We start from the raw sequence: 22,690 nt of genomic DNA, 5'->3' as shown, positions 1-22,690 counted from the left end.
CCTGGATCGCGCCTACCGGAAGGGATCTCCTCTTACGTGGTCGTGGCTGGCTCAGTGGCCGGCGCCGAGGTTACCGGTGAGACGGCCGTGGAAGGCTGCTGCGGTGTCGTTGAGTCCTTCGATGGTGACGTTCGTTCCGTGGTTTTCGTACTTGGTGACGATCGCGTCGAGGGCTGCGACGGTGGATGCATCCCAGACGTGGGACTGGCTCATGTCGATGATCACGGTGTCGGGGTCGTCGGCGTACTCGAACTGGGTGGTGAGGTCGTTGCTGGACGCGAAGAACAGTTCTCCGTCGACGGCGTAGTGCGCTGTGTCGCCGGTGTCGCTGAGGGTTCGGGTGACGCTGACAAAGTGGGCGACGCGGCGGGCGAACATGAGCATCGCGGCGATGACTCCGAGGATGACCCCGACGGCGAGGTTGTGCGTCCAGACGGTCGCAACCACGGTGATGAGCATGACGGCGGTCTCGCTCTTCGGCATCCGCTTGAGAGTGCTCGGGCGGATGCTGTGCCAGTCGAAGGTAGCGATCGAGACGAGGATCATGACGGCGACGAGAGCGGCCATCGGGATGATCGCCACCACGTCACCGAGCGCGAGCACCAGCACGAGCAGGAAGACGCCGGCCAGGAAGGTCGAGATGCGGGTGCGCGCGCCGGAGGCCTTGACGTTTATCATGGTCTGGCCGATCATCGCGCAACCGCCCATGCCGCCGAACGCACCCGAGAGGATGTTCGCCGCCCCCTGGCCGAGTGCCTCTCGGGTCTTGCGCGAGTGGGTGTCGGTGATGTCGTCGACGAGCTTCGCAGTCATGAGCGACTCGAGAAGGCCGACGACGGCCATGGCGAGAGCGTAGGGGGCGATGGTCTGCAGCGTCTCCAGGTTCAGAGGCACGTTCGGAATGAACAGCTCCGGAAGTCTCTGGGGGAGTTCGCCCTGGTCGCCCACGTTCGGGACGTTCCAGGCGAAGACGACGACGGCGGCGGTGAGCAGCACGATGGCGACGAGCGGCGCCGGGACGACCTTCGTGATGCGCGGCATGAGGAACATCACCAGGAGTCCGACGGCGACGAGCGGGTAGACCAGCCAGGGCACGTCGAAGAGTTGGGGGAGCTGGGAGGTGAAGATCAGGATCGCCAGGGCGTTCACGAACCCGACCATCACCGAGCGCGGGATGAAGCGCATCAGCTTGGCGACGCCGAGGAGGGCGAGGACGATCTGGATGAGTCCGCCGAGAAGAACAGTGGCGATGAAGTAGTCCATGCCGTACTCGCGGGCCACCGGCGCGATGACGAGCGCGATCGCGCCGGTGGCTGCGGTGATCATCGCGGGGCGGCCGCCGAGGAACGCGATCGCGACCGCCATGATGAACGACGAGAACAGTCCCAGCCGAGGGTCGACACCCGCGATGATCGAGAACGCGATCGCCTCCGGGATCAGCGCGAGGGCGACGACGAGGCCCGCGAGCACTTCACGGGTGAGCAGATGTGGGCTGCGCAGCGCCTGCATGACGGTGGGCTCGATGCGATAGCGCGACGATGAGTCGCGGGTGGGGGTGACGGCGGTCATGTGTGCCCTCCAGGGTGTGGGGCTCTCTCGTGAGAGCGCGGGAAACGAATGGGAGCGCAGCAGTGCGCAGGCGTCGGTCCGTCCGACACGGGAAGATATGGGAGCGGGCGCGAGAGCCGCGCCGTTCTAGACTCTAACGTAACGTGAGTGTTGTGGGGGAATCTGTGAAAGACGAGCGCGTGACAGATGAGTCGATGCGGATCGGTAAAGTGGCCGAGCGCACGGCGCTCTCGTTCCGCTCGCTTCGACACTGGGATGACGTGGGTCTCGTGCAGCCATCCGCGCGCACCGAGGGCGGGTTCCGGCTGTACACCGAGAAAGACGTCGACCGCATCCTCCTCATTCGCAGGATGAAACCGTTGGGGTACACCCTCGACGAGATGCGGGAACTTCTCGACGTCGTCGACGCCCTCACTATCGACCCGAGCGACATCGCGTTGCGTGCTCGAATCGACGACATCCGTGAAGGCGCCGACCAGCGCCGTCAGAAACTCACCGAGCAACTCGCCATGGCCGACGAGTTCGTACAGCTACTCGGCCGCCTCTAACCGGCGGGGCCCGTCGGGGGTGTGTCCTGGTAGATATCGGGGGTTCCATCGCCGTCTTCGTCAATGGTTTCCGCGTGTGCGATCGCGCGGTAGCTGCGGTTGCGGGCGACCAGGATGCTCGAGGCGAGGAGTGAGGCGAGGAGTGAGGCAATCATGATCGCGATCTTCGCGTCGTCTCCGTGCAGGCTCTCCGCGCCGAAGCTGAGTTCTGCGATCAGGAGCGACACGGTAAATCCGATCCCTGCGAGCAAACCGACACCGATGAGGTCGATCCACCGCAACGCGGGATCAAGACGAACTCTGGTCACCCATGTCAGCAGGCGCACGGAGAGGACGATGCCGATGGGCTTACCCAGGACGAGGCCAGCGACCACGCCGATGGTGACGGGGTCCGTGGCGGCGCGCAGGATGCCGTCGACCCCACCGACGGATACGCCCGCGGCGAAGAACGCGAAGATCGGCACGGCGACGCCCGCGGAGAGCGGACGGAAACGGTGCTCGAACTCCTCAGCGAGACCCGTGCCGGACGATGGGATCTTGTCGCGCCGGTTCGCGCGGACCGGGATCGTGAAGGCCAAGGCGACGCCAGCGATAGTTGCGTGGATGCCTGAGGCGTGCAGGAAGGCCCAGGCGGTGAAGCCAAGAGGAAGCAAGATGAGCCAGGCAGCGAATGCCTTCTCGCGGAAGAACGCCCGGTACCGCTGGGCGAGGAAGCCATACATGGCGATCACCGTGACCGCGATTACCAACATGAGCACATCGATCTCACTCGTATAGAACACGGCGATGATGAGAATGGCGATGAGGTCATCGACGACAGCAAGCGTCAGTAGGAACACCCGCAACGGGCTGGGCAGGTGGGAGCCGACCAACGCGAGCACTGCGACAGCGAAAGCGATGTCTGTGGCGGTGGGGATCGCCCAACCCTCTCGTAGCGACGGCTGCTGCCACACGACCGCGGTGTAGATGAGAGCGGGAACGACGACTCCGCCGATGGCTGCGGTGATGGGCACGATGGCCGTTCCGAAGCGGCGCAAGTCGCCCGCAACAACCTCCCTCTTGAGCTCAAGACCGACGAGGAAGAAGAAGACTGCCAGCAGCCCGTCAGCGGCCCACGCGCCGAGGGAGAGGTTCAGGTGCCACGGCTCGTAGCCGAAGGTGAATTCGCGGAGCGCGAAATAGCTGTCGGCTGCGGGAGAGTTTGCCCAGACAATCGCGATCGCAGCAGCGACGACGAGAAGGATCCCGCCCACGGCTTCTTTGCGTAACAGTGAGCTGATGCGTCCGGCCTCTGATGCTCCTGGCCAGCGAGGGAAACGGGACGCGGTGGACGGCGAGGTATCGCGGGTCATGGGCAACTTCCTGGAAAGTGGTCGACTGATGAGGTGTCGACCAGACTTCCCGACGCGCCTCTCCCATCGTACCGTCAGGAGTAAATTTCCCGAGCCGCAGCCGCGATCGATTGACCGGCGATGTCCGCCCAATCCAACACCACCACCCCGTGAGTCTGGGACAAGCTCGCACCCCGTTCGACAATTCGATCGGCTAACAGTTCCGGGTCATTGCATTCGCTGACATCCAGCGACGTGAACTCGACATCCCGCGCGTTCCTTCGCTCTAGGGCTGCGTGAGCCCGCGTCAGCATCGACGACATGAGTCCCTCCACATGGAGTCCGGGTTGGCCCTCATGCGCGCTCACTATCAGCACGTGCCGCACTGCAGGCTGCTTGCGCGCCACCTCAACCGCAGCCTCGACAGACTGTTGCAAGCGGCGTTTCGCATCCCTCCGCGACGCAAGCTGTCCGAGGTTGACCGCGATGATCACACACCGAGGGTGATCGGAATGATCAAGGCCGAGTAGCAACGGGAAGAGCGGGGGCAGAACGTCACCCATCACACGTATTGCAGCGGTCATTGCTCAGACTCCGGGTCGATCCACGCAGTCGCAAAGGACTGCTGCCGACCAGACTTCCCGGCTCACCATTACACGAAGACACATCATACTCAGATCGCCATCGTGCGAAACCAGCAGTCACGACGCCCGCCGCCGACAGGCCTGCCAAAATCGATCGTTTCCACTAGGCCGCTAGGCCGCTCGGCAAAATCGGCAAGAGGTGCGACACGCCGGAGCCCAGCCTGCCGTAACCCCCTGCCGGAACCCATGGGCGCCGAAACGGGTGGTGTACCCTTTCCGGCTGATCGAACTGCGGCGTTCGGCGGCGGCCGAGATCATCGTCGACGGGGATTCAGGTGAAGACGGTCCGCAAAGGCTGACTCGGTAAACGATGCTGCCTATTCGGCAGCGCTTCGACCCGTTCGTCTGAACGCTCTGAACGATGTGCACACGTGCGGAAGCACACGCGATACAGTCGGCTTACCATCCAACGGCTGTCATCGCTCGCAAGGAGGTCTCGATGCTAGACATCGTTCGACCACTGACGCTCGATGACGCGGTCGACGAACTGCTCGCGCCGATAGATCGATCCGACTGCGGCCCGGAAGTCCTGCGAGCACTTCGGCTTAAGGCCCGGCACCTATCGAGGCAAGTACATCCCCAGTCCCGCTCATCAGGCCTGCCCCCTGCAGTTCGCGCCTTCCTCATTGAATCTGGCGACTTCACGCCGGAAGAATTCGCGGAGACCGAGGAGCGCGTGGCTCGTGGCGAGCTGCGCGAAGCTGAACACCGCACCAGCCTTGAAACGATCGCCGCGTCCTACGGCGAATCCGAGGTCGCTGAGCGACTCGGCCTGGATCTCGGCGAGGTTCGGGACCGCAAGCGGGCCGGCAAGCTTTACGCGTTCGACGCAGCCGGCGTCACCGTGTATCCGAGGTGGCAGTTCACCGAGCAGACAGGCGATGGATTGCTGCCTCACCTTGCGCACGTGCTGACCTCGCTCATTGACGACTGGGACCCAGCGAGCGTACAAGGATTCATGACCGTCCCGAAGGACGATCTCAGCTATCGCGGCGAATGGCAGACGCCGATTCAGTGGTTGCTTCGTGGTGCGAGTCCGCGCCGTATCGACGTCATCCTCGAAGGAGAGCAATGGCGCTGACAAATGGGCGGAGACTGGCCTGATGCGGACGCCATCCTTGACGCTGATCGCTTTAGACATTGACGGTGTGCTCAACCCACTCGAGCGGACCTCAGCCACGACGGGCGTGGCATCGATGATCGGCGAGTGGATGGTTCAGCGGCATCAGCCGGTGATCGATCGACTCCAGCGTCTGTTGGCCCTGCCAGGCGTAGAGGGCGCGTGGCTCACCACTTGGCTCGAGATGCCCTGGCTGCTGGACCAGTTCGAGGAGGAACTCGGGCTGACGGGGCTTGTTCCTCATCGTGCTCCTCATCCGAGCGCGCGAACGCGGACTGGAGGCACGGCGTTTGACGGACGCTTCGACGCAGACGTGTCATTCTCGTCCGCGTCCCAGCAGTGGTGGAAGATCCGATCTGCCGAACTTCTGATCGACCTGGTGAAGCCGTCGCGATTCGCCTGGCTAGACGATGACTTGAGCCGCGCTGGTCGACCGCAGGGTGATATCTGGTGGCGCCCGGGTGTGAGCCGCTCCCGCTTCCTGTTTGCGCCCGACGCCCGAACTGGACTCACCGTGCCGCAACTTGACGCCCTCGAAGAGTGGCTCAGAGATTCAGAGGTCGACACCCGTACGGGCGACGAGACGAAGAGTTCTTCGCTGAATGGGCCTACCGAAGATGCTCGAAATCTCATCAGCGTTCTCGGCCCGACGCTCGTTGCCACCCTTAGCGGGGTTGATCGCTCGGTCGCCCGAAGCTGGATGAGCTCAGACGGGGATGTGCCAAGCGGCGAGGTAGCCGAACGGCTGCTGTTCGCCCGCGATGCATGGCAACGTGTTTCCGCCGCTGAAGGGGACGATGTCGCTCGGGCCTGGTTTGTTGGGGGCAATCCCTGGCTGAAAGACGATACGGCGATCATGGCGATCAGAGAAGGAAGGTTCGCTGAGGTGAGTGCGGCCGCTCAAGCTCTCGTCGATGACTCGTGGAGCGGCTAGGAGTCGGTGAAGGTTCTGTCCCGCTAGGGCGACCGGATGGTGACGTGTCCAGACGTATCCACGCGATCCAGTGGCGCGACGACGGGTTAGTCGCAGTCAAGTTCGCTGACGGTCGGGTCGTCGCCGAGGCCGATCCAACCGAGTTGGCAGGCATGCTCGAGCAGTTCTCGGTGGTTGAGTATCAGCCTTGGCACCGCCGCTTGATCTTCAAGTTTCGTGATGAATACGGATTCGAGTGCGAGCTTGGAACTGTGAAGGACCCCTCGCCTGTTCGCGGTCGCCCGGTCGTGTACCTGGACCAAAACCAGTGGAGCACCCTGAGTAAGTCACTCTTCGCGCCCGAGCGAGTTTCCGACACCGAACGTATCGCTGCGGTGCGACTGCTCAAGATGGCTGAAGCAGGTGACATCATCTTGCCGCTATCGTCGGCGCACCTGTCGGAGACAGGCGCCTGGTCGAATGATGCCGGGCGCTCAGAGCTTGCACGAACCATACTCGCGGGGAGTCGCGGGTGGCAGATGCGGGATGTGCTGGAAGTTCGCGCGGAGGAATTCCGGCACTGTCTCGCTACGCTTACGGGCATCGATGTAGCGCCTCCGGCCCCGGTGATGACGCTTGAGCCGTACGCTGCGCTCGACTCGAGCGTCCGTGGGGAAGGCGACGAAGTTTCCCTGCCCGCCGACCTTCCCGAGGCTTGGAGGTTCGGCTATCTGTCGACCCTTTCGAACACGGTCTACGTGGCCTGCCTCCTGGATCGCGAGCCGACGCCGCGCGGCTCGCTCGCCGGATGGCTGGCTCGCGTGCAAGGGTTCTCCTCCTGGCTTGATGGGGAACGACAACGCAGCAAGAGCGATCGCCGCAAGGCCGCACGGCTGTTCGCTGCCGCAGACGCGACCAAGGAGATCGCAGCCGCTGCCGCCGAGATCGGTTCGACGCCAGCGCAGGCGACGAAGTGGTTCGCAGGTGCGTGGGACCAGATGAGTCTCGGCGCCCCCGCCATCACTCTCTTTCGCTCGGTGATGGTCGACAAGATGCTCGCTGGAGCTCGCTGGGAAGAGAACGACCTCACCGATCTCATGTACCTCTGTACAGCTGCCGGCTACGCCGACCACGTGGTTGGCGAACGCCGGACAATAGGCCTACTGCAACAGTCGGTACGGCGGCTGTTGCACCCTGTACATCTCCATACGAAGCTTGCCTCGGTCGTGCGATTCCTGGAACGTGGGAACCGCGTCTGATTGATCGTCTTCGAGGCCTGCAGTCGCTGAGACGGGTCCTAGGGCGCCTGAGGTGCTGGCCGTGATGTGCGTATATACCAGCCCCGATAGTTGCGACACACGTCGAGAACTGACGCGTTGTAAGCATTGCCGTTCGCTCGAAGTTTCGATGGCTGCGCACTGGCGGAACGTTCGTCAGTCGCAAACGGCCAGCAGTCTGCCCCTGACCTTAGAGAGCGGCGAATTGACGCTGAGCGAACCGCGGGAACATGTCTACCGTTTCAGTAGCTTCAGCTAATGCGAAAAGATTCCGCCACATGCGTAGGCGAACGGGGGTGAGCGTCCCCCCTTCTTCTCGGGCGATTCGTTCTTCGACGTCTCGCACGTTCCCCGGCCGAGCGTTGGCGCGACCCTTCCGATCTCCGTAAGGATGATCCGTTTCGGGGAGTATCCGGTCTTTGGGCAACTCCTTCACGATCGCGAGCGATCGTGCTGACGAGTTCACCGAGAACCAGCAGCCCAAGTCGATGGCCCTCTTTGTAGATTCAAGGTCACCAAGCCACCAGTGCAGGACGACGCCCGGAATGCGGTACTCCTCGAGAACATCGAGCACCTGATCTGTCGCACCGTAGCTATGGACACTGACGATCCGAGGCAGATCAGCCACGACGCTCAGCACAGAACGGAATGTTTCGTGCTGCAGTGACGAAGACACGCGAGAGCTTCCATCGAGTCCCACCTCGCTCACGAGAGGAGTCCGTTGCAGAAGCTCTTCAAATCGCTCGGGCGTGAAACCGCGCTGAGCTCCGGCTAAGCCGGGATGGGCACCCACGCCCCACACAACCCGCTCATCGTCGCGTTGGACAGCGAAGGTTGCTTCCTCGAGTGATCGCGTTGCGGCGAAGATCATGCCGTCCAGTGTGGCAACGTCCCTGCGCTCGAGATCGTGACGGATGTGGGCATGGGCGTCAACTGAAGGCAGAGATTTCATCTCACGTATTCTCCCAGCTCTGCGATTCCTCGCGAGGTGAGATCGAGGGCATCTGCGAGCTTGTAGTCGTGGGGAAGGGACAGCGCCATGAGATCTCTTGGGCGCACTCCAGTGGCGACAAAATCGCGAACCGCACTCATCACTGAGACTCGTTCCAGCCACCGCGCGAGTTCCACGCTGGCGCGCGGGCTTGCGTACTCCGTCCTATCGTGCAGGCCAGCCGCAGCAAAGGACGAACGTCGCAGTACACATCCGAAGCACACGCCACAATGCACCCGCAACGGTACGCCGAACGACCGCTGTCCGGTCGAGGAACAGGAGTTGGATGCACTGAGGTACGAGGACGCTTGGTCTTGACCGAGCTGTTGCATTGCCCACGCAACCATCTCGCCTTTCGTCCAACTCTCGAAGGGGTTCCGAATCTGCCCGACCATCCCGCTTCCCGACAGGAGGGCGTTGAACGCGGTCAAGAACGCTGGATGCGTGGTCCTTGTAGAGAGGCTGCCTCGTCGACCGGGATCGAGTGGCGGGTTGATCGACGCGAACCCGTTCTCCGGAATCCACAGATCGACACCATGGATCGCCGCGTTCGCCAGGCCCAAGGCGAGGAACAGGAACGATCGAGAACGCGAACTCGGTTCCGAATCGAACTCAGTGCCGTCGAGACGTACCGCGCGGCGCGCCAGATGGAAGACTTCGTGAGACTGGGAGCGGTGAGGCTCGAAGGTTGCGAGTCGCGCTTCCAAGGCCTTCTGGATGGGAGCGATATGACTCGCGCTGTAGTGCGAAACCAGAATATGATGCTCTTGCTCATACAGATTGAATCTGGACTTCAAAGCGCCAATCGCGGAGTCAGCCCCACCGCTAAAGAGGACGACTCTTGATGCGGCCACCGGCGTCAGCGCTACATCTTCCTCCGCCGGGGGTGCGTCCACGAACGTCATCGACCATGAATCACCGCTCAGGAAATCGAGCATCCCGGCGAGTTCGCGTTCCCTGGACGCCCAGTGCGCTGCGTTCGCAACGGGCAGCGTAAGAGAGATCTCACGTTGGTTCCAATCGGAGCCGCCAAACTTGCGGGGCACGCTCCGATCAGCGGCGTAGACGCCCACTGCGATTCGCACCAGATCGATGTTCAGCGTGGGCACGGGGCCCAACGAGCCCAGCGAAGGGCCGAGAGCGCCAAGGAATGTCGAGTTCGCATCTCGGGTCCAGTAGAAGGATTCGCCGTCATCCGGGGCCGATGTATCGAGTCGCAGATTGAAGTGAGGCATTAGCTGATCCCCAATATCTCGCGGAGCGTGTCGAGACCAGATTCGATCGCCGTGGCGAAGTCTGACTCTGTGAGACCGGTTGGCGAGAACTCTCCCTGCTGGGCGATCGCGGACGCCGCATCGCGTATATCTTGCTCCGTGACCCCTGCGGCAGAATTCGACAGCACGTCCGCGCACTCGCTCAGGATTAGTTCTGACACGATGGCAGACACCGCGAATGCGGCTATCTCCTGCGTGGGGATGCCGGCGTTGAGGTCCAGATCGAGGATCAACTGTTCACCGACGTCAGCCGCCATCAACCGGCGCTCATGATCCTCAATCGTGCTTTCCGCGCTACCGCAAGCCATGTCAACAATGCGGCGGACGACCTCGAAAGGGTCGCCGAGTCGGGCAAGCTCATCGAGGTCCAAACCTAGGCGGTTGAGCGTGGCGCGGTCTCCAACGCGGTACGCGATGGCTCCGGCAATAGCGCGACCTGCTGATCGGGCTGTGCGGGCGCTGGAACGCTGCGCGCCGCCGCCGCCGGAGCGGCCTCCGCCGCCGCGGGGACGCCGGGTAGCACCTCCCGTTCCACCGGCTCCGCTTCTGGTTGAGCCGGAGGAGGAGGAAGTCCGTTTGTCGAGGAGACGAATCGCGTCGCGGAGGACGTCGGGGTTCAGCGGACTTGTGCCTGCGGTCGACCCATCAACGCCGCTACCAGATCCTTGACTTCCTTGTTGCGCGATAGTGTCGCGCAGCGCCTTGGCTGCTGCGCTTCCACTACCGCCCCACGCTCCGCTCGTACCCATCAGCGCTCGCCCTGCTTGATTGCATTCTCGATCGCCCGTAGCGGCATCTCCGAGGCTCCATCGCGCCAAACAGCGAGCACGCCGCGCACGGCCTTGTCATCGTCTGATCGGAACTGCATCGGAGTTCCGATTCGCACGTCGCGACCAGAGAGCATGCGCAGTGCTCCAGTAGCGTGCTGGGTCACGCTCGGAGTGCGTCGGGCGATCCGGAGGAGGGCATTGACTGCGGGCTTCTGTCGGTGGGGTTGATCGCGCAGCGTGCGGCCAATGTGCTCGATCAGGTTGATCAGGTCTCCCTCTCCGAGCGAATCTAGGTCCGCGTCAGTCACGGAAGACTGTTCGATACGTCCGTCAGACAAGAGGTTGGCCGCAAGGTCCCTGAGACGCTCTGGAAGTTTCGTGTCTACGAGGACGACACCGGCAAACGACGCTGCCAACGTCAGGTATGGAGACAGATCCAGTTCGCCGACTGTCGGCATCAACTTCGCCCAGCGGATGAGCGCGTCCGAGAACTCCCCTTCTTCGGAGCCGTCATCGGGACTGCCCTGCGCGCGCTGAGAATGTCCAACGTTGGCGGCTGCCTCCAACCTCTCCAGGCGATCGCGAAGCTCACCTGCCGCGAACCATCCGAGCAGTCTTTTGAACTCAGCGGGGAGCACCACCTCGAGCACCATCAACTTCGCGACAACCGCCGCATCCAAATCGATTCCACGACGCTGAGCGACGACTTGTCGGACAGCGAGGTCATTGAGAAAGCGCTTGATACGTCGGGGGTTTCCATGCATCTTCTCGTGAAGCATTGGTGTAAGCCGTGACGCGACCGCCAGCTCCTCGCGGAACTTGATGCCGTCGATGTCCTTCAGATCGTCGGCGTCACCTCCCGAGCGCCGGATGTCCGCGCACTGGCGAATCAGATCCTTGAGCTGTCCCACGTCTCTTGTCCGCGTTTGAAGCAATAGCAGCATCAGAAATGCGAGCGTGTCAAAGTTGCTCAGTGCCGGCAAAGGAAAGGCCGTCTGCACGATCTTGTGGAGGTAAAGCCGGGCGGGGTCCTCCGCGTCTTCCGACTCTTCCGGCGACACCTCAGTGGTGTTGAACCGCGTGCGGATGGCGTCGGCGACTCGATCTTCGTCGGCGGCGATAACGAAGGACATCTTGGGAACGTCGAGAAACAAGCGCATCGCCTCTAGCGAGTCGACCACTGTCGTTGGCAGGCATCGATCCAAATCGTCCACCAGCACGACCACGGCCTTGACGTGCGCCAAGTCTTTGGAGTGGAGCAGATCTCTGAACTCTGTGCGGAACTCCTCCAGACCTCGGGCCGCATCTGGTGAGTCAGACTTTGCCTTCACAAGGTCGATGAGCTGCGCCGGGTCCGGCAACTGCAGGGTCACTGCCGCACTTGCGGCCATCTTCAGGGCTTTCGCCCAATCCACGCGCGCCACGAGCGAGCTCAGTAGATCTTTCGCCTTCTTCGAGGGTGCCTCAACCTGCGAAAGCTCGGTCTGGACGGCGGAGAGCACTTCCCCGATCAGGGTCTCCTTTGCTCCGACGGCCGGATCGTAGCGCCAAGGTGCCGTCTGCACGACAACGATCCTGGTGTCTCGCCCTGCCCGCGAGCGGATCTCTTCTTCCACCAGATTGAGCACAGTCGTCTTCCCGCTACCCCAGTTCCCCGAGAGGCCAAGCGCTACGGGATCCAGGTGCTCATCGAGGAGTGCGTCTGCGATTGTTTGGGCGATTGCATCGAATGAGAGCAGGTCGATCTTTGCGGGGTCGTCCGGGAGCAGCCGGAGGCTGGGGGGCACAGATCGCACCTCGGCTACTTCTTCGCGAGATTCGCTCATGCTGGACCTCCGTCGGTCGGCCCAACGTCGACCGCTGAGGCTCGTTGCGGCGAAAGATTCAAATGAATAAGTTCATAGGAGCCGCCGAACTCCTACATTAGAGCGACCCGGCCAACTGCTGCCATCACATTCTGTGAAGATCCGCGACAGCTGGCTGCTGCTCCGCTGCAGCTCCGTTGCGGCCGGAGTGGAGGCAACGATGGCCATCGCGCCCGTAGAGGTCATTTACTGACAACTTTCGTGGGACAACGGCCTTGCCACGATCCTGCCGACTTTGCCGGAATCACGCGGTTTCCGTGTCTCACCCACTGTCAACTTTTGTGAGATCGGACAGCGCATTCGCTCTCAACAGGCCCAGTGACCGCCCAGCTGGCCAGCAGCGTGAGCGCATCGGCGGACGGCGATCCCGGCTCTGCGGTGTAGGTGGACAGCGTCATCCCCGGGTCGGCGGGCAGCTCGAACGCCTCGTACGTGAGCTCCAGGTCGCCGACGACGGGATGGTGCAGCTTCTTCATCCCGGAGCGGTGGTACCGCACGTTGTGCGCGGCCCACAGCATCCGGAACCGCTCCGACCTGGTCGAGAGCTCACCGACCAGGTCGGTGAGTCGGCGATCGTACGGGTTGCGGCCGGCCACGCCGCGCATGGTGGCGACGAGCTCCTGGGTGTTCTTGTCCCACTCGACGTAGAAGTCCTGCGCGGCCGGGTTCAGGAAGGCGAATCGGGCGCTGTTGGGGGGGGCGGGGTCGGCGAACAGCGGCGCGTAGAGCGCCCGGCCGAGAGCGTTCGCGGAGACGTAGTCGAAGTACTCGTTGCGCAGGAGCGCCGGCGCTTCGGTGATCGCATCGATCAGTCGCTGGATGCTGGGACGCACCGTCCCCGCTTTCTGACGCGCTCTCTTCGCCGTGGGGGAGGCGTTGGCGGTATGCGCGAGATCGAACAGGTGCGCGGTCTCCGCGTCATCCAGCTGGAGCGCACGGGCCAGCGCGTCGAGCACGCTGTGCGACGCCCCGGACAGATCGCCGCGCTCGAGCCGGGTGTAGTAGTCCACGCTGACGCCGGCCAGCAGTGCGACCTCCTCGCGCCGCAGACCCGGAACACGCCGGTTGCCGCCATAGGCGGGGAGGCTCGCCCGATCGGGCGAGATGCGGGCGCGCCTGGTGGTGAGGAACTCTCGGACCTCGGTGCGGTGATCCATGGACTCGACGGTACGCGCTGCGGATGCCGCGAGGGAGGTTCTGCCAGTACCGGTCACACCGGCCACTCCCGCGCCGGGCTGCGGCGCGGTTGTCTTGATTCGTACCGATGATCCGAGGAGCGAAATGCCTGGAACTCTCACACCGGATGCCGCAGCGGCGAGCACCCGGGAGCTCAACAAGGGCGCGATCCTCACGATCGTCCTCGTCAGCTACTTCATGATCCTGCTGGACAACTCCGTGATCTTCACGGGCCTGCCCAGCCTGCAGCAGGACCTCGGCCTCTCTGCCGCGGCGCTCGCCTGGGTGCAGGACGCGTACACGCTCGTGTTCGGCGGCCTGCTGCTGCTGGGTGCCCGAGCCGGAGACCTGCTCGGGCGCAAGCCCGTGTTCGTGTTCGGGCTGGCCGTCTTCTCGGTCGCGTCGCTGCTGATCGCGCTGTCCCCGGCCGGATGGTGGCTGATCGCCGCTCGCGCGATCCAGGGGATCGGGGCCGCGGTCGTGCTGCTGGCGGTGTTCATCCTGGCCGAGGCCAGGGCATCCCAGCCGATCATGCCGTTGATGCTGTTCGCCAGCCGGATGTGCACGGGCGCCTTCCTCGCCCGGATGCTGTACCTGGGCGCCATGATCGGATTCTTCTTCTTCGTCAGCCAGTACCTGCAGGAGAGCCTCGGCTTCACTCCGCTGCAGGCGGGCCTGGCGTTCCTGCCCATGACGCTGGTGAACTTCGCGGTCGCCGCCGCGATCCCGCGGATCACCGTGAGGTTCGGTGACAGCATCCCCCTCGTCGCGGGCATCGCCATCACCTTCGGCGGGATGCTGTGGCTCAGCCTCATCACCGTGCACAGCGACTACCTGACGGCTGTCGCGCTGCCTATGCTGCTGATCGGCGCCGGCCAGGGACTGGCGTTCGCACCGCTGACCACGTTCGGCATCGCCGGTGTCACAGCGGCAGAGGCCGGCGCGGCATCCGGCGCGGTGAACACCTTCCATCAGGTCGGGTCCTCGCTCGGGCTCGGCATCCTCGTCACCGTCTCTGCCGCGGCATCCGCCTCTCCCTCCGCCGCAGGCAGGGCGGCCTCCGAGGCGTCCGCCGCGCTCACCGCGGGCAGTCTCTTCCTGCTCTGCGCCGTCGTCATCGCCGTCGCGGTCGTCGTGCCAGGTGCACGTGCGGCCTGTCCACAGGGCGACAAGAATGAACTCACCGAAAAGGAGAACCTCGTATGATCGATCTCACTCTCAACAACGGCGTCACGCTTCCCGCGCTCGGGCTGGGGGTGTTCCAGAGCTCGCCCGAGGACACCGCCGCGGCCGTCGAGACGGCGCTGCGTCTCGGCTACCGGCACATCGACACGGCCGCCGCGTACGGCAATGAGCGGCAGGTCGGTGAGGGGCTGCGCGCCTCGGGCGTCGACCGCGACGACGTGTTCCTCGAGACCAAGGTCTGGCCCAGCGACTACGGGTACGAGAAGACCCTGCACGCGTTCGAGAAGGCCACGGGAAAGCTCGGCGTCGACACGCTCGATCTGCTGATCCTGCATCAGCCGGTTCCCGACCGGTTCGAGCTCGTCGTCGACGCGTACCGGGCCCTCGAGCAGCTGTACGCGGACGGGCGGGTGCGGGCGATCGGTGTGAGCAACTTCATGCCGCACCACCTCGAGAAGCTGCTCGCCTCCGCCTCGGTGGTGCCGGCAGTGAACCAGGTCGAGCTGCACCCGTACTTCACACAGCCTGCGGTGCAGGCCGCGAACGCGCAGCACGGCATCCTCACGCAGGCGTGGTCGCCCATCGGCGGCATCACGTTCTACCCCGGCTGGGGCGACGAGCGGGTCAGCGTGATGCAGGATCCGACGATCGTCGAGATCGTCGAGATCGCCGGGCAGCACGGCAGATCACCGGCCCAGGTGATGCTGCGCTGGGGCATCCAGCAGGGTCGATCCGTCATCCCCAAGTCCACCAATCCGGAGCGCATCGCGCAGAACTTCGACGTGTTCGACTTCTCCCTCTCGGCAGAGGAGCTCGCCCGCATCGACGCGCTCGACACGGGCGTGCGCGGCGGCCCCGACCCCGACGTGCCACGCGATTCGTTCTTCGATCGCGTGATCGACGAGGCCTGACCGCGGCCTGAGCGGCTGCGGATCGAGCGGACGGTGGATGGACCTCGCACTGCGGGACTTCGGAGGAGGGTCAGGCCCGGGCCGCGATTCCGGCGGCATCCGTCCCCGCCGGCAGCGCGCCGAAGAGGTGCCCGTACGTCGCGCCGTCGCCGAGTCGCGCGGCGACGAACCCGTCCGCGACCGCGGCCGGGGCGGTGCGCAGCAGCAGGGACGCCTGCAATGCCAGCGCCATGTCGGCGACCAGCCGCCTGGCCTGCGTCTCCGGGGCGGGGGAGGAGAGGATGCCGCGGGCAAGCCCGCGCATCCGCTCGAGGTGCGCGTCGAACCGGGCATCCGTCCCCGAGGCCAGAGCGACCTCCGCGTCGAACGCCTCGAACGACTCGGGCTCGCGGGCCAGGGCGCGCAGCACGTCCAGGGCGATCACGTTGCCCGAGCCCTCCCAGACGGCCATGACGGGCTGCTCGCGGTAGCGCAGTGCGAGGGGGAAATCCTCGGTGATGCCGTTGCCGCCCAGGCACTCCAGCGCCTCGGCGGCATGCGCAGGGCCGCGCTTGCACACCCAGTACTTCATCACCGCGGTTCCCAGCCGTCGGAACGCCGTCTCCTGGTCATCGGCGTCCACGTCGTACGCCCGCGCCAGGCGCAGCGCGGCGACCGTCGCCGCCTCGGTCTCCAGCTGCAGATCGGCCACGACGGCCGTCATCGCAGGCTGATCGATCAGCGTCCGCCCGAAAGCGGCACGGTGCCGCACGTGCCAGGCCGCCTCGGCCGTCGCCTGCCGCATGCCCGCGGCGGAGCCGAGGATGCAGTCCAGTCGCGTGTTCGCGACCATCTCGATGATCGTCCGCACGCCCCGGCCCTCCTCCCCGATCAGCCGCGCGGTCGCGCCCTCGTACTCCACCTCGCTGGATGCGTTCGACCGGTTGCCCAGCTTGTCCTTCAGCCGCATGATCCGGATGCCGTTGCGGGTGCCGTCCTCCAGCATCCTCGGCAGCAGGAAGCACGAGAGCCCGCCGGGCGCCTGCGCGAGCACGAGGAACGCGTCGGACATCGGGGCCGAGCAGAACCATTTGTGGCCGGTCAGCGCATACCGTCCATCGCCCAGCGGCACTGCCGCCGTGGTGTTGGCGCGCACATCCGAGCCGCCCTGCTTCTCGGTCATCGCCATGCCGAACAGCGCACTGCTCTTGCCCGCGCGGAGTGCGCCGTCGTAGTCGGTCGACAGCATCCGCGGCATCCATTCCCCGGCGAGATCATCGTCCGCGGCGATCACCGGCACGGCGGAGTGCGTCATGGAGACGGGGCAGGCGTGCCCCGGCTCCACCTGCGCGAACAGCATGAACGCCGCGGCGCGGGCGACACCGGCGCCCGGACGGGGTCGAGCGAAGGCGCTGGTGTGCGCTCCGGCTGCGACGGCCGCGCCGATGATGCGGTGATACGACGGGTCGTACTCGACCTCGTCGATGCGGAAGCCCCACCTGTCGTGCGTGTGCAGCACCGGCTCATGGCGGTTGGCCCGGCGGGCATCCGCCTGGAACTCCTCGCCGCCCACCAGCCTGCCGATCCCGCTCAGCTGCTCGTCCGCCCCGCCGGCGTCGTAGCGCGCCACGCCCTCGACCAGCGCCGGGTTGACCGCGTACTCGTCCAGTCCGACCCGGGGCGGCGCCTGATTGGCGACGGTGTGCGTGCTCACGATTCCTCCTCGACGGCGCAACAGCGCGGCAGTGCGTCTCATCGGCCGTCGATCTCGATGCAATCACCGACCGCCCGCCGAGACAAGGGACCCGCACCGACGCCGGTGCGGTGCGACCGCCTTCCCGTGCGGGACCGGAAGTGCTAGACAACGCCCATGGGCCTGCGAACGTGGTACCGATCGACGGGGGCGGATCTGCCGTTCCGGAGCCCGCTGCCCGCGCATCCGGGAGTCGCGATGGAGGGCTACTTCTGGCGCATCACCGACCCCGGGAGCGGCCGGGTGATCATCGCGCTCAACGGCGTCAACCGCGGCCCGCGCGGCCCGTGGGCGACGCTCGGGTTCGCCGCGCACCCGGGCGGGTTCCTGTGCGTGGCGGCGCATCCGACGGCATCCGCCGACCCGACCCGTGTCGGCGCCCACGCCGGCGATGCCTTCCACGGCGACGACCGGAGGCTGCACGTCGATCTCGGACCCGACGCCCGCCTCGACGTGACGATCAGCGACTCGCTGCCCTGGCCGCACCGCGCGTTCGGGGGATCGAGCATCTTCCAGGCCGTGCCGGCCCTGAACCAGTACTGGCATCCGTGGCTGCTCGGCGGGCGGGTGAACGGCACGGCGACGCTGGGCGACGAGACCTGGCAGCAGCGCGACGCCCAGATCTACGCCGAGAAGAACTGGGGCCGGGAGGGCTTCCCTGATTCGTGGTGGTGGGGGCAGGCGCAGGGCTTCGCCGAACGCGACGCGTGCGTGGCGTTCGCAGGCGGGCTGATCCACGCGGGGCCGTTCCGCACCGAGGTGACGGGGCTGGTCGTTCGTCTGCCAGGCGGGCGCGTCATCCGGCTCGGGAACCCCGGCGTCAGCCCGGTGCACGCGGTCGTCGACGATGAGCGCTGGATGCTGCGTGGCCGGGGCTTCGGGTGGACCATCGACGTCACCGGAACCGCGCCGCGCGCGGCATCCCACATCCTGCCCGTGCCGCTGCCGTCTCAGGAGCGCAATACCGCGGGCGCGCTCGAGCACTTGGCAGGCGCGCTCGAAGTCACGGTGCGGCGACGTGGTCGCGTCGTCTGGTCGGGGAGATCCGCGCTCGCCGGGTTGGAGCACGGCGGACTCGAGCGCGCACGGGCGGAACTGGTGAGCCGCGGGCTGGACCCGTCGGCGACCCATGCCCCGCCGGCCTCCGGCTGATCGAGGGGCGATCCCGTCCACAACTCCGGAGAAACGCCTCCGCAGAACCCGATTCGGGTGCTGCGGAGGCGCTTCGCCACCGGATCTCCGGAGTTATGAACGCGAAGGCGTCAGAACACCGACACCCCGTCGCGCACGAGCTTCCAGTTCTCCACGTGGAAGTCGGCGGGATCGATGGTCCCGGCGGCCGTCGCGTATGCGACGATGGCCTCGCGGATCGCGACCTGCGCGTTGTAGACCACGGGCGCCGTGGTGACGTGCGGGAAGCCGCCGCCGCCGGACTGGCGGTAGTTGTTGATCGCGACGACGAACTTCGCGTCCGGATCCACCGGTGCGCCGTCCCACGACAGGTTCAGGATGCGCGACCCGACCGGCTGCGCGATGTCCACGTCGTAGGTCACGCCGGAGAACTGGTCGTAGTTGTAGTCCGGAGTGCTCTGGGCGTTGGTCCAGGAGGCCGGGTCCACCGGAGCCGACGCCGGCACCTGCTGGAAGTACTTCGCCGAGTACTCCAGGTAGTCCTTGATCTGCGCGCCGGTGAGCACCGAGGCCATCAGCGTGTTGTCGTAGATGTACAGTCCCGCCACGTCGCGGATCGTCACCTCGCCGGCCGGGAAGGTGGCCTCGCGGTTGAACGGCGCGGCGATCGACAGCACCGGCAGCGACGCCTCGGGCGTGCCGGCGATGGCGGCGGTCACCGTGTCGACCTGCACCTTGTTCACGTAGTCGAGGATGGCGGTGTCCTTCCAGCACGACTCCGCCGCCGACAGCTCCTCGGTCGAGGTCGCGACCGGCTTGTTCACGTAAGCCACCACGGCGTCGTGCTGCTTCTGGATCAGCGCGACCATCGCGGGGTCGTCCTCGACGGTGTTGGTGTTGAGGTTGGTGGACTTCCTCGACACGACCTGCCACTGGCCCTTCACCTGCTGCAGCTCGAGGTCGAACACGCTCAGTCGCTGGCCCCAGCACATCGGCTCGCTGAGCACGACCTCGCGGCCGTCGGGCCCGGTGATGAATCGCTGCGGGATGTCCTTGTGCGCGTGGCCGAACAGGATCGCGTCGATGCCGGGCACCTGCTCGGCCAGCAGCCCGGCGGCGTTCTCGTTGGGCAGTTCGTCGCCGTAGGACGACGTGCCGCTGTCTACGGAGTGCACGCTCACGACCACGACGTCCACGCCCTGGGCGCGGATGATGGGCACCCAGTACTTCGCGGTCGCGATGATGTCGCGCACCTCGAGCCTGCCGCTCACGTTGGCCTTGTCCCAGATCACGACGCCGGGGTTGGTCATGCCCAGCACGCCCACGCGGATGGGCTTGGCGCCCTTCACCTTCATGGTCTTGATCGTGTACGGCGTGTACGCCGGGACGCTCGTGCCCGCTCGCACGGCATTGGCGCCGAGCACCGGGGCGTCCATCTGCGAGATCCAGGTGTCGAGGAACTCCAGGCCGTAGTTGAACTCGTGGTTGCCCAGCGCCACGGCGTCGTACTCGAGGGCGTTCATCTGCGCGGCCATCGGGTGGACGGCGCCGGTCTTCGTGATGGGCTCGACGGTGGCGTAGTAGAAGCCCAGCGGAGTGCCTTGGATGGTGTCGCCGGCGTCGAACAGCAGCGTGTTCTCGCGCCCGCGGTCGGCGCGGATCTGCTTCACCACGCTGGAGACGCGCGCCAGGCCCACGGCGTTGCCCTTGCCGTCGTCGAAGGCGGCGTCCTTGTAGTAGTCCCAGTTCACCGCGTGCGAGTGGATGTCGGACGTACCCATGATCGTGATGGTCACGGACTTGCCCACGCCGCCCTGGGCCGCCGATGCCGCCTGCGGCTGCGCCACCCAGCCCGCCGCCGCGAGTGCGCTCGCCGCGGTGACGCCGGTGAGGAATCCGCGCCTGCTGAGCCCGGAGCCGCGCTGCTCGTCGGCATCCGATGGTACGCGGCACGAGCACCAGCGCGGCTCGACGGAGTGGGTGTGGGAGGGGAGGTCGTTCTCGACTGTCATGAGTCCTGATGCAACCACTGCGGGAGACGCCCGACAAGTGACGTGTGGTGAACGTCGGATGACGGATGGCCTGAGTCCGCGTGCCGTTAGTCGTGGGCATGAGTTCGGTGCTCCCACCTGTATTAGTATCGGCGTATGCATGCAGATACGCAGGTGAAGGTCGAAGTCTCGGACACCGCATTCGTCGAGCTGGCCGTCGAGGTGTTCCGGATGCTGGCGGATGCCACGCGCGTGCGCATCGTGCTCGCGCTGCGGGATGCCGGGGAGCTGTCCGTCAACCTGCTCGCCGACATCGTGGACAAGTCGCCCGCAGCCGTGTCGCAGCACCTCGCCAAGCTGCGGCTCGCGCGCATCGTCGCCACCAGGCAGGACGGTCAGCGCGTCTTCTACCGGCTCGAGAACGAGCACACCTCCGAACTGGTCGCCTCCGCCATCTTCCAGGCCGAGCACGCGCTGGGCGGAGTCCCCCGTCACCACCAGCAGGATCGAGCAGCGGAATGACCGCAGAGCACACGCACCACGACCGCGAGCACGAGCATGCCCACGGCCACGGCCACGGCCACGGCCACGGTGACCACCACCACGAGCATCCGACCGGCTTCAAGGGATTCCTGTACGGCCTGTTCGTGCCGCACACGCACGACGCGGCTGACGCCATCGACGACGCTATGGAAGCGAATGCCGCAGGCATCCGGGCCCTGAAGATCAGCCTGGTGCTGCTGCTGATCACCACGGTGCTGCAGGGCGCCGTCGTCGCATTCAGCGGCTCGGTGGCGCTCCTGGCTGACACCATCCACAACTTCTCCGACGCCCTCACGGCCGTGCCGCTGTGGATCGCGTTCGTGCTGGGCCGCCGGGCGGCATCCCGCCGTTACACGTTCGGTCTCGGCCGTGCCGAGGATCTCGCGGGGCTCTTCATCGTGTTCGTCGTCGCCCTGTCTGCGATCGTCGCGGCCTGGCAGTCCGTCGATCGGATCATCCACCCGCAGCCCTTGGAGAACCTGGGCTGGGTGATCGCAGCCGGCATCATCGGGTTCCTCGGCAACGAGTCCGTCGCCGTCTACCGCATCCGGGTCGGCCGGCGCATCGGCTCCGCGGCATTGGTCGCCGACGGCGTGCACGCCCGCACGGATGGCTTCACGTCGCTGGCTGTCGTGGTCGGTGGCATCGGCGTGCTGGCAGGCTTCCCGCTGGCCGACCCGATCGTCGGCCTGGTCATCTCCGCGGCGATCTTCGTGCTGCTGCTCGGCACGATCCGCAGCGTCGGACGGCGCCTGCTGGACGGCGTCGAGCCGGAGCTCGTCGAGCGTGTCGAGCACGCGCTCGGTCACGTCGACGGCCTTGTCGGCGTCGAGCGCATCCGCCTGCGCTGGGTGGGCCACCGCCTGCAGGGCGATGCCATCGTGGTGGCCGATCCACAGCATCCGGATGCAGCGGATGCCGCCGAGCGCAGCGTGCGCGATCATCTGCACAACGTCGATGACTTCCTCGTGCGCGTGCGTGCGAGGTCCTAACCTGATTCCATGAGCGAAGCAGTCGAATACATCGTCACCGGTCTGGATGGCACCGACGAGGGCGCACCCGGCCGGCGTCTGGCCGTGCGCGCCGAGCACCTGGCCGGGGCGCAGCGCCTGGCGGATGCCGGCGTGCTGCGCAGCGCCGCCGCGCTGGTCGATGACGGCGGGGCCATGATCGGCTCGTCGCTGCATGTCGAGTTCCCCGACGAGGACGCCTTCCGCGCCTGGTACGACGCGGAGCCGTACATCACCGGCGGAGTCTGGAAAGACATCACCATCCAGCCGGTGAAGTTCTTCCGCCCGGCGGTCTGATCACAGGCATCCGCTCTCGCCTCTGGATGCCGCACGCCGCGCGGGCTAGGGTCTGATCATGAGCGAGAAGCAGAACCTGCAGGGCCGACGGTGGCTGCTCGGCATCACGCTGATGGCGGCGGAGCAGGCGCCGAGGATCCTCGAGGTGTGCGCCACGACCGAGGGCGATGACGCGGCGCTGAATCGGGCGCTGTGCGCGGAGCTGGACATCAGCCCCATCGATGCCGAGGTCATCCTGTCGCTGCAGGTGCGCAGGTTCTCCCCGGCATCCATCGCCCGCATCCGCGCCGATCTCGCGCACATCGAGAGGCGCCTCGAACTCGTGGCAGATGCGTGAGTCGTCCTTCTAAAAAATATAAGACTTGCATTTAGAAGCTGTTCGGTGTCTTATAGAAGTACAGAGGCACGGAGG

The 22,690-nt window shown here is 65.6% G+C and carries 21 protein-coding genes; 11 read left to right on the top strand and 10 right to left on the bottom strand.

Annotated features, from left to right (window positions below; translation table 11 throughout):
- Window positions 1-51: 51 nt before the first annotated feature.
- Window positions 52-1,569 (bottom strand): SulP family inorganic anion transporter, encoded by a 1,518-nt coding sequence (locus Q0568_RS10405; RefSeq protein ID WP_298866123.1) that lies wholly within the window; start codon window positions 1,567-1,569, stop codon window positions 52-54.
- 179 nt (window positions 1,570-1,748) lie between these two features.
- On the opposite strand from Q0568_RS10405, the gene Q0568_RS10400 reads away from it, so the two are divergent.
- Window positions 1,749-2,117 (top strand): MerR family transcriptional regulator, encoded by a 369-nt coding sequence (locus tag Q0568_RS10400; RefSeq protein WP_298866121.1) that lies wholly within the window; start codon window positions 1,749-1,751, stop codon window positions 2,115-2,117.
- On the opposite strand, the gene nhaA is transcribed toward Q0568_RS10400, so the two are convergent.
- Complete coding sequence (gene nhaA, locus Q0568_RS10395; RefSeq protein ID WP_298866120.1) at window positions 2,114-3,469, bottom strand: Na+/H+ antiporter NhaA; 1,356 nt, start codon at window positions 3,467-3,469, stop codon at window positions 2,114-2,116. The genes Q0568_RS10400 and nhaA overlap by 4 nt on opposite strands.
- Before the next feature lie 74 nt (window positions 3,470-3,543).
- Window positions 3,544-3,942, bottom strand: a complete 399-nt coding sequence (locus Q0568_RS10390; RefSeq protein ID WP_298866118.1) for a hypothetical protein — start codon at window positions 3,940-3,942, stop codon at window positions 3,544-3,546.
- Window positions 3,943-4,531: 589 nt separating this feature from the next.
- Here Q0568_RS10390 and Q0568_RS10385 point away from each other — a divergent pair.
- The 3 genes from Q0568_RS10385 to Q0568_RS10375 are packed head-to-tail and all read left to right on the top strand — an operon-like array spanning window position 4,532 to window position 7,384.
- Complete coding sequence (locus Q0568_RS10385) at window positions 4,532-5,173, top strand: hypothetical protein (RefSeq protein ID WP_298866116.1); 642 nt, start codon at window positions 4,532-4,534, stop codon at window positions 5,171-5,173.
- 22 nt (window positions 5,174-5,195) lie between these two features.
- Window positions 5,196-6,146 carry an HAD domain-containing protein gene (locus Q0568_RS10380; RefSeq protein ID WP_298866115.1) on the top strand — a complete coding sequence of 317 codons (951 nt, stop codon included), beginning with the start codon at window positions 5,196-5,198 and terminating at the stop codon, window positions 6,144-6,146.
- A gap of 44 nt (window positions 6,147-6,190) precedes the next feature.
- Window positions 6,191-7,384, top strand: a complete 1,194-nt coding sequence (locus Q0568_RS10375; RefSeq protein ID WP_298866112.1) for a hypothetical protein — start codon at window positions 6,191-6,193, stop codon at window positions 7,382-7,384.
- A gap of 208 nt (window positions 7,385-7,592) precedes the next feature.
- Here Q0568_RS10375 and Q0568_RS10370 read toward each other — a convergent pair whose 3' ends face one another.
- From Q0568_RS10370 to Q0568_RS10350, 5 genes are all read right to left on the bottom strand, one after another.
- Window positions 7,593-8,354, bottom strand: coding sequence for a TatD family hydrolase (locus tag Q0568_RS10370; RefSeq protein ID WP_298866110.1), 762 nt, complete (start codon window positions 8,352-8,354; stop codon window positions 7,593-7,595).
- Window positions 8,351-9,628: a hypothetical protein gene (locus Q0568_RS10365; RefSeq protein ID WP_298866107.1), complete on the bottom strand. Its 1,278-nt coding sequence runs from the start codon at window positions 9,626-9,628 to the stop codon at window positions 8,351-8,353. Before Q0568_RS10365 ends, Q0568_RS10370 begins: the two co-directional genes overlap by 4 nt.
- Complete coding sequence (locus Q0568_RS10360) at window positions 9,628-10,038, bottom strand: hypothetical protein (RefSeq protein WP_298866105.1); 411 nt, start codon at window positions 10,036-10,038, stop codon at window positions 9,628-9,630. The genes Q0568_RS10365 and Q0568_RS10360 overlap by 1 nt, the downstream gene beginning before the upstream one ends.
- Window positions 10,039-10,415: 377 nt before the next feature.
- Window positions 10,416-12,263 (bottom strand): P-loop NTPase fold protein, encoded by a 1,848-nt coding sequence (locus Q0568_RS10355; RefSeq protein ID WP_298866102.1) that lies wholly within the window; start codon window positions 12,261-12,263, stop codon window positions 10,416-10,418.
- Between the two features lie 311 nt (window positions 12,264-12,574).
- Window positions 12,575-13,459, bottom strand: coding sequence for a helix-turn-helix transcriptional regulator (locus Q0568_RS10350; RefSeq protein WP_298866100.1), 885 nt, complete (start codon window positions 13,457-13,459; stop codon window positions 12,575-12,577).
- 124 nt (window positions 13,460-13,583) lie between these two features.
- Here Q0568_RS10350 and Q0568_RS10345 point away from each other — a divergent pair, with 124 nt between their 5' ends.
- Window positions 13,584-14,684, top strand: a complete 1,101-nt coding sequence (locus Q0568_RS10345; RefSeq protein WP_298866098.1) for an MFS transporter — start codon at window positions 13,584-13,586, stop codon at window positions 14,682-14,684.
- Window positions 14,681-15,574, top strand: coding sequence for an aldo/keto reductase (locus Q0568_RS10340; protein WP_298866096.1), 894 nt, complete (start codon window positions 14,681-14,683; stop codon window positions 15,572-15,574). The genes Q0568_RS10345 and Q0568_RS10340 overlap by 4 nt, the downstream gene beginning before the upstream one ends.
- Before the next feature lie 70 nt (window positions 15,575-15,644).
- Here the strand turns inward: Q0568_RS10340 and Q0568_RS10335 are convergent, their stop codons facing one another.
- Window positions 15,645-17,267, bottom strand: a complete 1,623-nt coding sequence (locus Q0568_RS10335; RefSeq protein ID WP_366941396.1) for an acyl-CoA dehydrogenase family protein — start codon at window positions 17,265-17,267, stop codon at window positions 15,645-15,647.
- 156 nt (window positions 17,268-17,423) lie between these two features.
- On the opposite strand from Q0568_RS10335, the gene Q0568_RS10330 reads away from it, so the two are divergent.
- On the top strand, window positions 17,424-18,458 hold the full coding sequence (locus Q0568_RS10330) for a tocopherol cyclase family protein (protein ID WP_298866092.1): 1,035 nt from the start codon (window positions 17,424-17,426) through the stop codon (window positions 18,456-18,458).
- Between the two features lie 110 nt (window positions 18,459-18,568).
- Here Q0568_RS10330 and Q0568_RS10325 read toward each other — a convergent pair whose 3' ends face one another.
- A complete protein-coding gene (locus Q0568_RS10325) occupies window positions 18,569-20,449 on the bottom strand; it encodes a 5'-nucleotidase C-terminal domain-containing protein (RefSeq protein WP_298866090.1) in 1,881 nt (626 codons plus the stop codon).
- Between the two features lie 135 nt (window positions 20,450-20,584).
- On the opposite strand from Q0568_RS10325, the gene Q0568_RS10320 reads away from it, so the two are divergent.
- Genes Q0568_RS10320 through Q0568_RS10305 form a run of 4 tightly spaced genes read left to right on the top strand, consistent with a single transcriptional unit; the run spans window position 20,585 to window position 22,615 of the window.
- Complete coding sequence (locus tag Q0568_RS10320) at window positions 20,585-20,950, top strand: metalloregulator ArsR/SmtB family transcription factor (protein ID WP_298866088.1); 366 nt, start codon at window positions 20,585-20,587, stop codon at window positions 20,948-20,950.
- Window positions 20,947-21,963, top strand: coding sequence for a cation diffusion facilitator family transporter (locus tag Q0568_RS10315; protein WP_298866087.1), 1,017 nt, complete (start codon window positions 20,947-20,949; stop codon window positions 21,961-21,963). Before Q0568_RS10320 ends, Q0568_RS10315 begins: the two co-directional genes overlap by 4 nt.
- 9 nt (window positions 21,964-21,972) lie before the next feature.
- Window positions 21,973-22,278 (top strand): YciI family protein, encoded by a 306-nt coding sequence (locus Q0568_RS10310; RefSeq protein WP_298866084.1) that lies wholly within the window; start codon window positions 21,973-21,975, stop codon window positions 22,276-22,278.
- 58 nt (window positions 22,279-22,336) lie between these two features.
- On the top strand, window positions 22,337-22,615 hold the full coding sequence (locus Q0568_RS10305; RefSeq protein WP_298866082.1) for a hypothetical protein: 279 nt from the start codon (window positions 22,337-22,339) through the stop codon (window positions 22,613-22,615).
- Window positions 22,616-22,690 lie beyond the last annotated feature (75 nt).

It is taken from the genome of uncultured Microbacterium sp. (genome assembly GCF_937927635.1).
Lineage (GTDB): Bacteria > Actinomycetota > Actinomycetes > Actinomycetales > Microbacteriaceae > Microbacterium.
The sequence above is the reverse complement of the archived record's forward strand: the minus strand, read 5'-3'. Positions and strand labels throughout refer to the sequence as shown.

Excerpts from the sequence above, each read along its gene's own strand:
- Q0568_RS10405 (WP_298866123.1), bottom strand. The coding sequence starts at position 1,569 with ATGACCGCCGTCACCCCCACCCGCGACTCATCGTCGCGCTATCGCATC.
- nhaA (WP_298866120.1), bottom strand. The coding sequence starts at position 3,469 with ATGACCCGCGATACCTCGCCGTCCACCGCGTCCCGTTTCCCTCGCTGG.
- Q0568_RS10385 (WP_298866116.1), top strand. The coding sequence starts at position 4,532 with ATGCTAGACATCGTTCGACCACTGACGCTCGATGACGCGGTCGACGAA.
- Q0568_RS10380 (WP_298866115.1), top strand. The coding sequence starts at position 5,196 with ATGCGGACGCCATCCTTGACGCTGATCGCTTTAGACATTGACGGTGTG.
- Q0568_RS10370 (WP_298866110.1), bottom strand. The coding sequence starts at position 8,354 with ATGAAATCTCTGCCTTCAGTTGACGCCCATGCCCACATCCGTCACGAT.
- Q0568_RS10365 (WP_298866107.1), bottom strand. The coding sequence starts at position 9,628 with ATGCCTCACTTCAATCTGCGACTCGATACATCGGCCCCGGATGACGGC.
- Q0568_RS10355 (WP_298866102.1), bottom strand. The coding sequence starts at position 12,263 with ATGAGCGAATCTCGCGAAGAAGTAGCCGAGGTGCGATCTGTGCCCCCC.
- Q0568_RS10350 (WP_298866100.1), bottom strand. The coding sequence starts at position 13,459 with ATGGATCACCGCACCGAGGTCCGAGAGTTCCTCACCACCAGGCGCGCC.
- Q0568_RS10345 (WP_298866098.1), top strand. The coding sequence starts at position 13,584 with ATGCCTGGAACTCTCACACCGGATGCCGCAGCGGCGAGCACCCGGGAG.
- Q0568_RS10340 (WP_298866096.1), top strand. The coding sequence starts at position 14,681 with ATGATCGATCTCACTCTCAACAACGGCGTCACGCTTCCCGCGCTCGGG.
- Q0568_RS10330 (WP_298866092.1), top strand. The coding sequence starts at position 17,424 with ATGGGCCTGCGAACGTGGTACCGATCGACGGGGGCGGATCTGCCGTTC.
- Q0568_RS10325 (WP_298866090.1), bottom strand. The coding sequence starts at position 20,449 with ATGACAGTCGAGAACGACCTCCCCTCCCACACCCACTCCGTCGAGCCG.
- Q0568_RS10320 (WP_298866088.1), top strand. The coding sequence starts at position 20,585 with ATGCATGCAGATACGCAGGTGAAGGTCGAAGTCTCGGACACCGCATTC.
- Q0568_RS10315 (WP_298866087.1), top strand. The coding sequence starts at position 20,947 with ATGACCGCAGAGCACACGCACCACGACCGCGAGCACGAGCATGCCCAC.
- Q0568_RS10310 (WP_298866084.1), top strand. The coding sequence starts at position 21,973 with ATGAGCGAAGCAGTCGAATACATCGTCACCGGTCTGGATGGCACCGAC.
- Q0568_RS10305 (WP_298866082.1), top strand. The coding sequence starts at position 22,337 with ATGAGCGAGAAGCAGAACCTGCAGGGCCGACGGTGGCTGCTCGGCATC.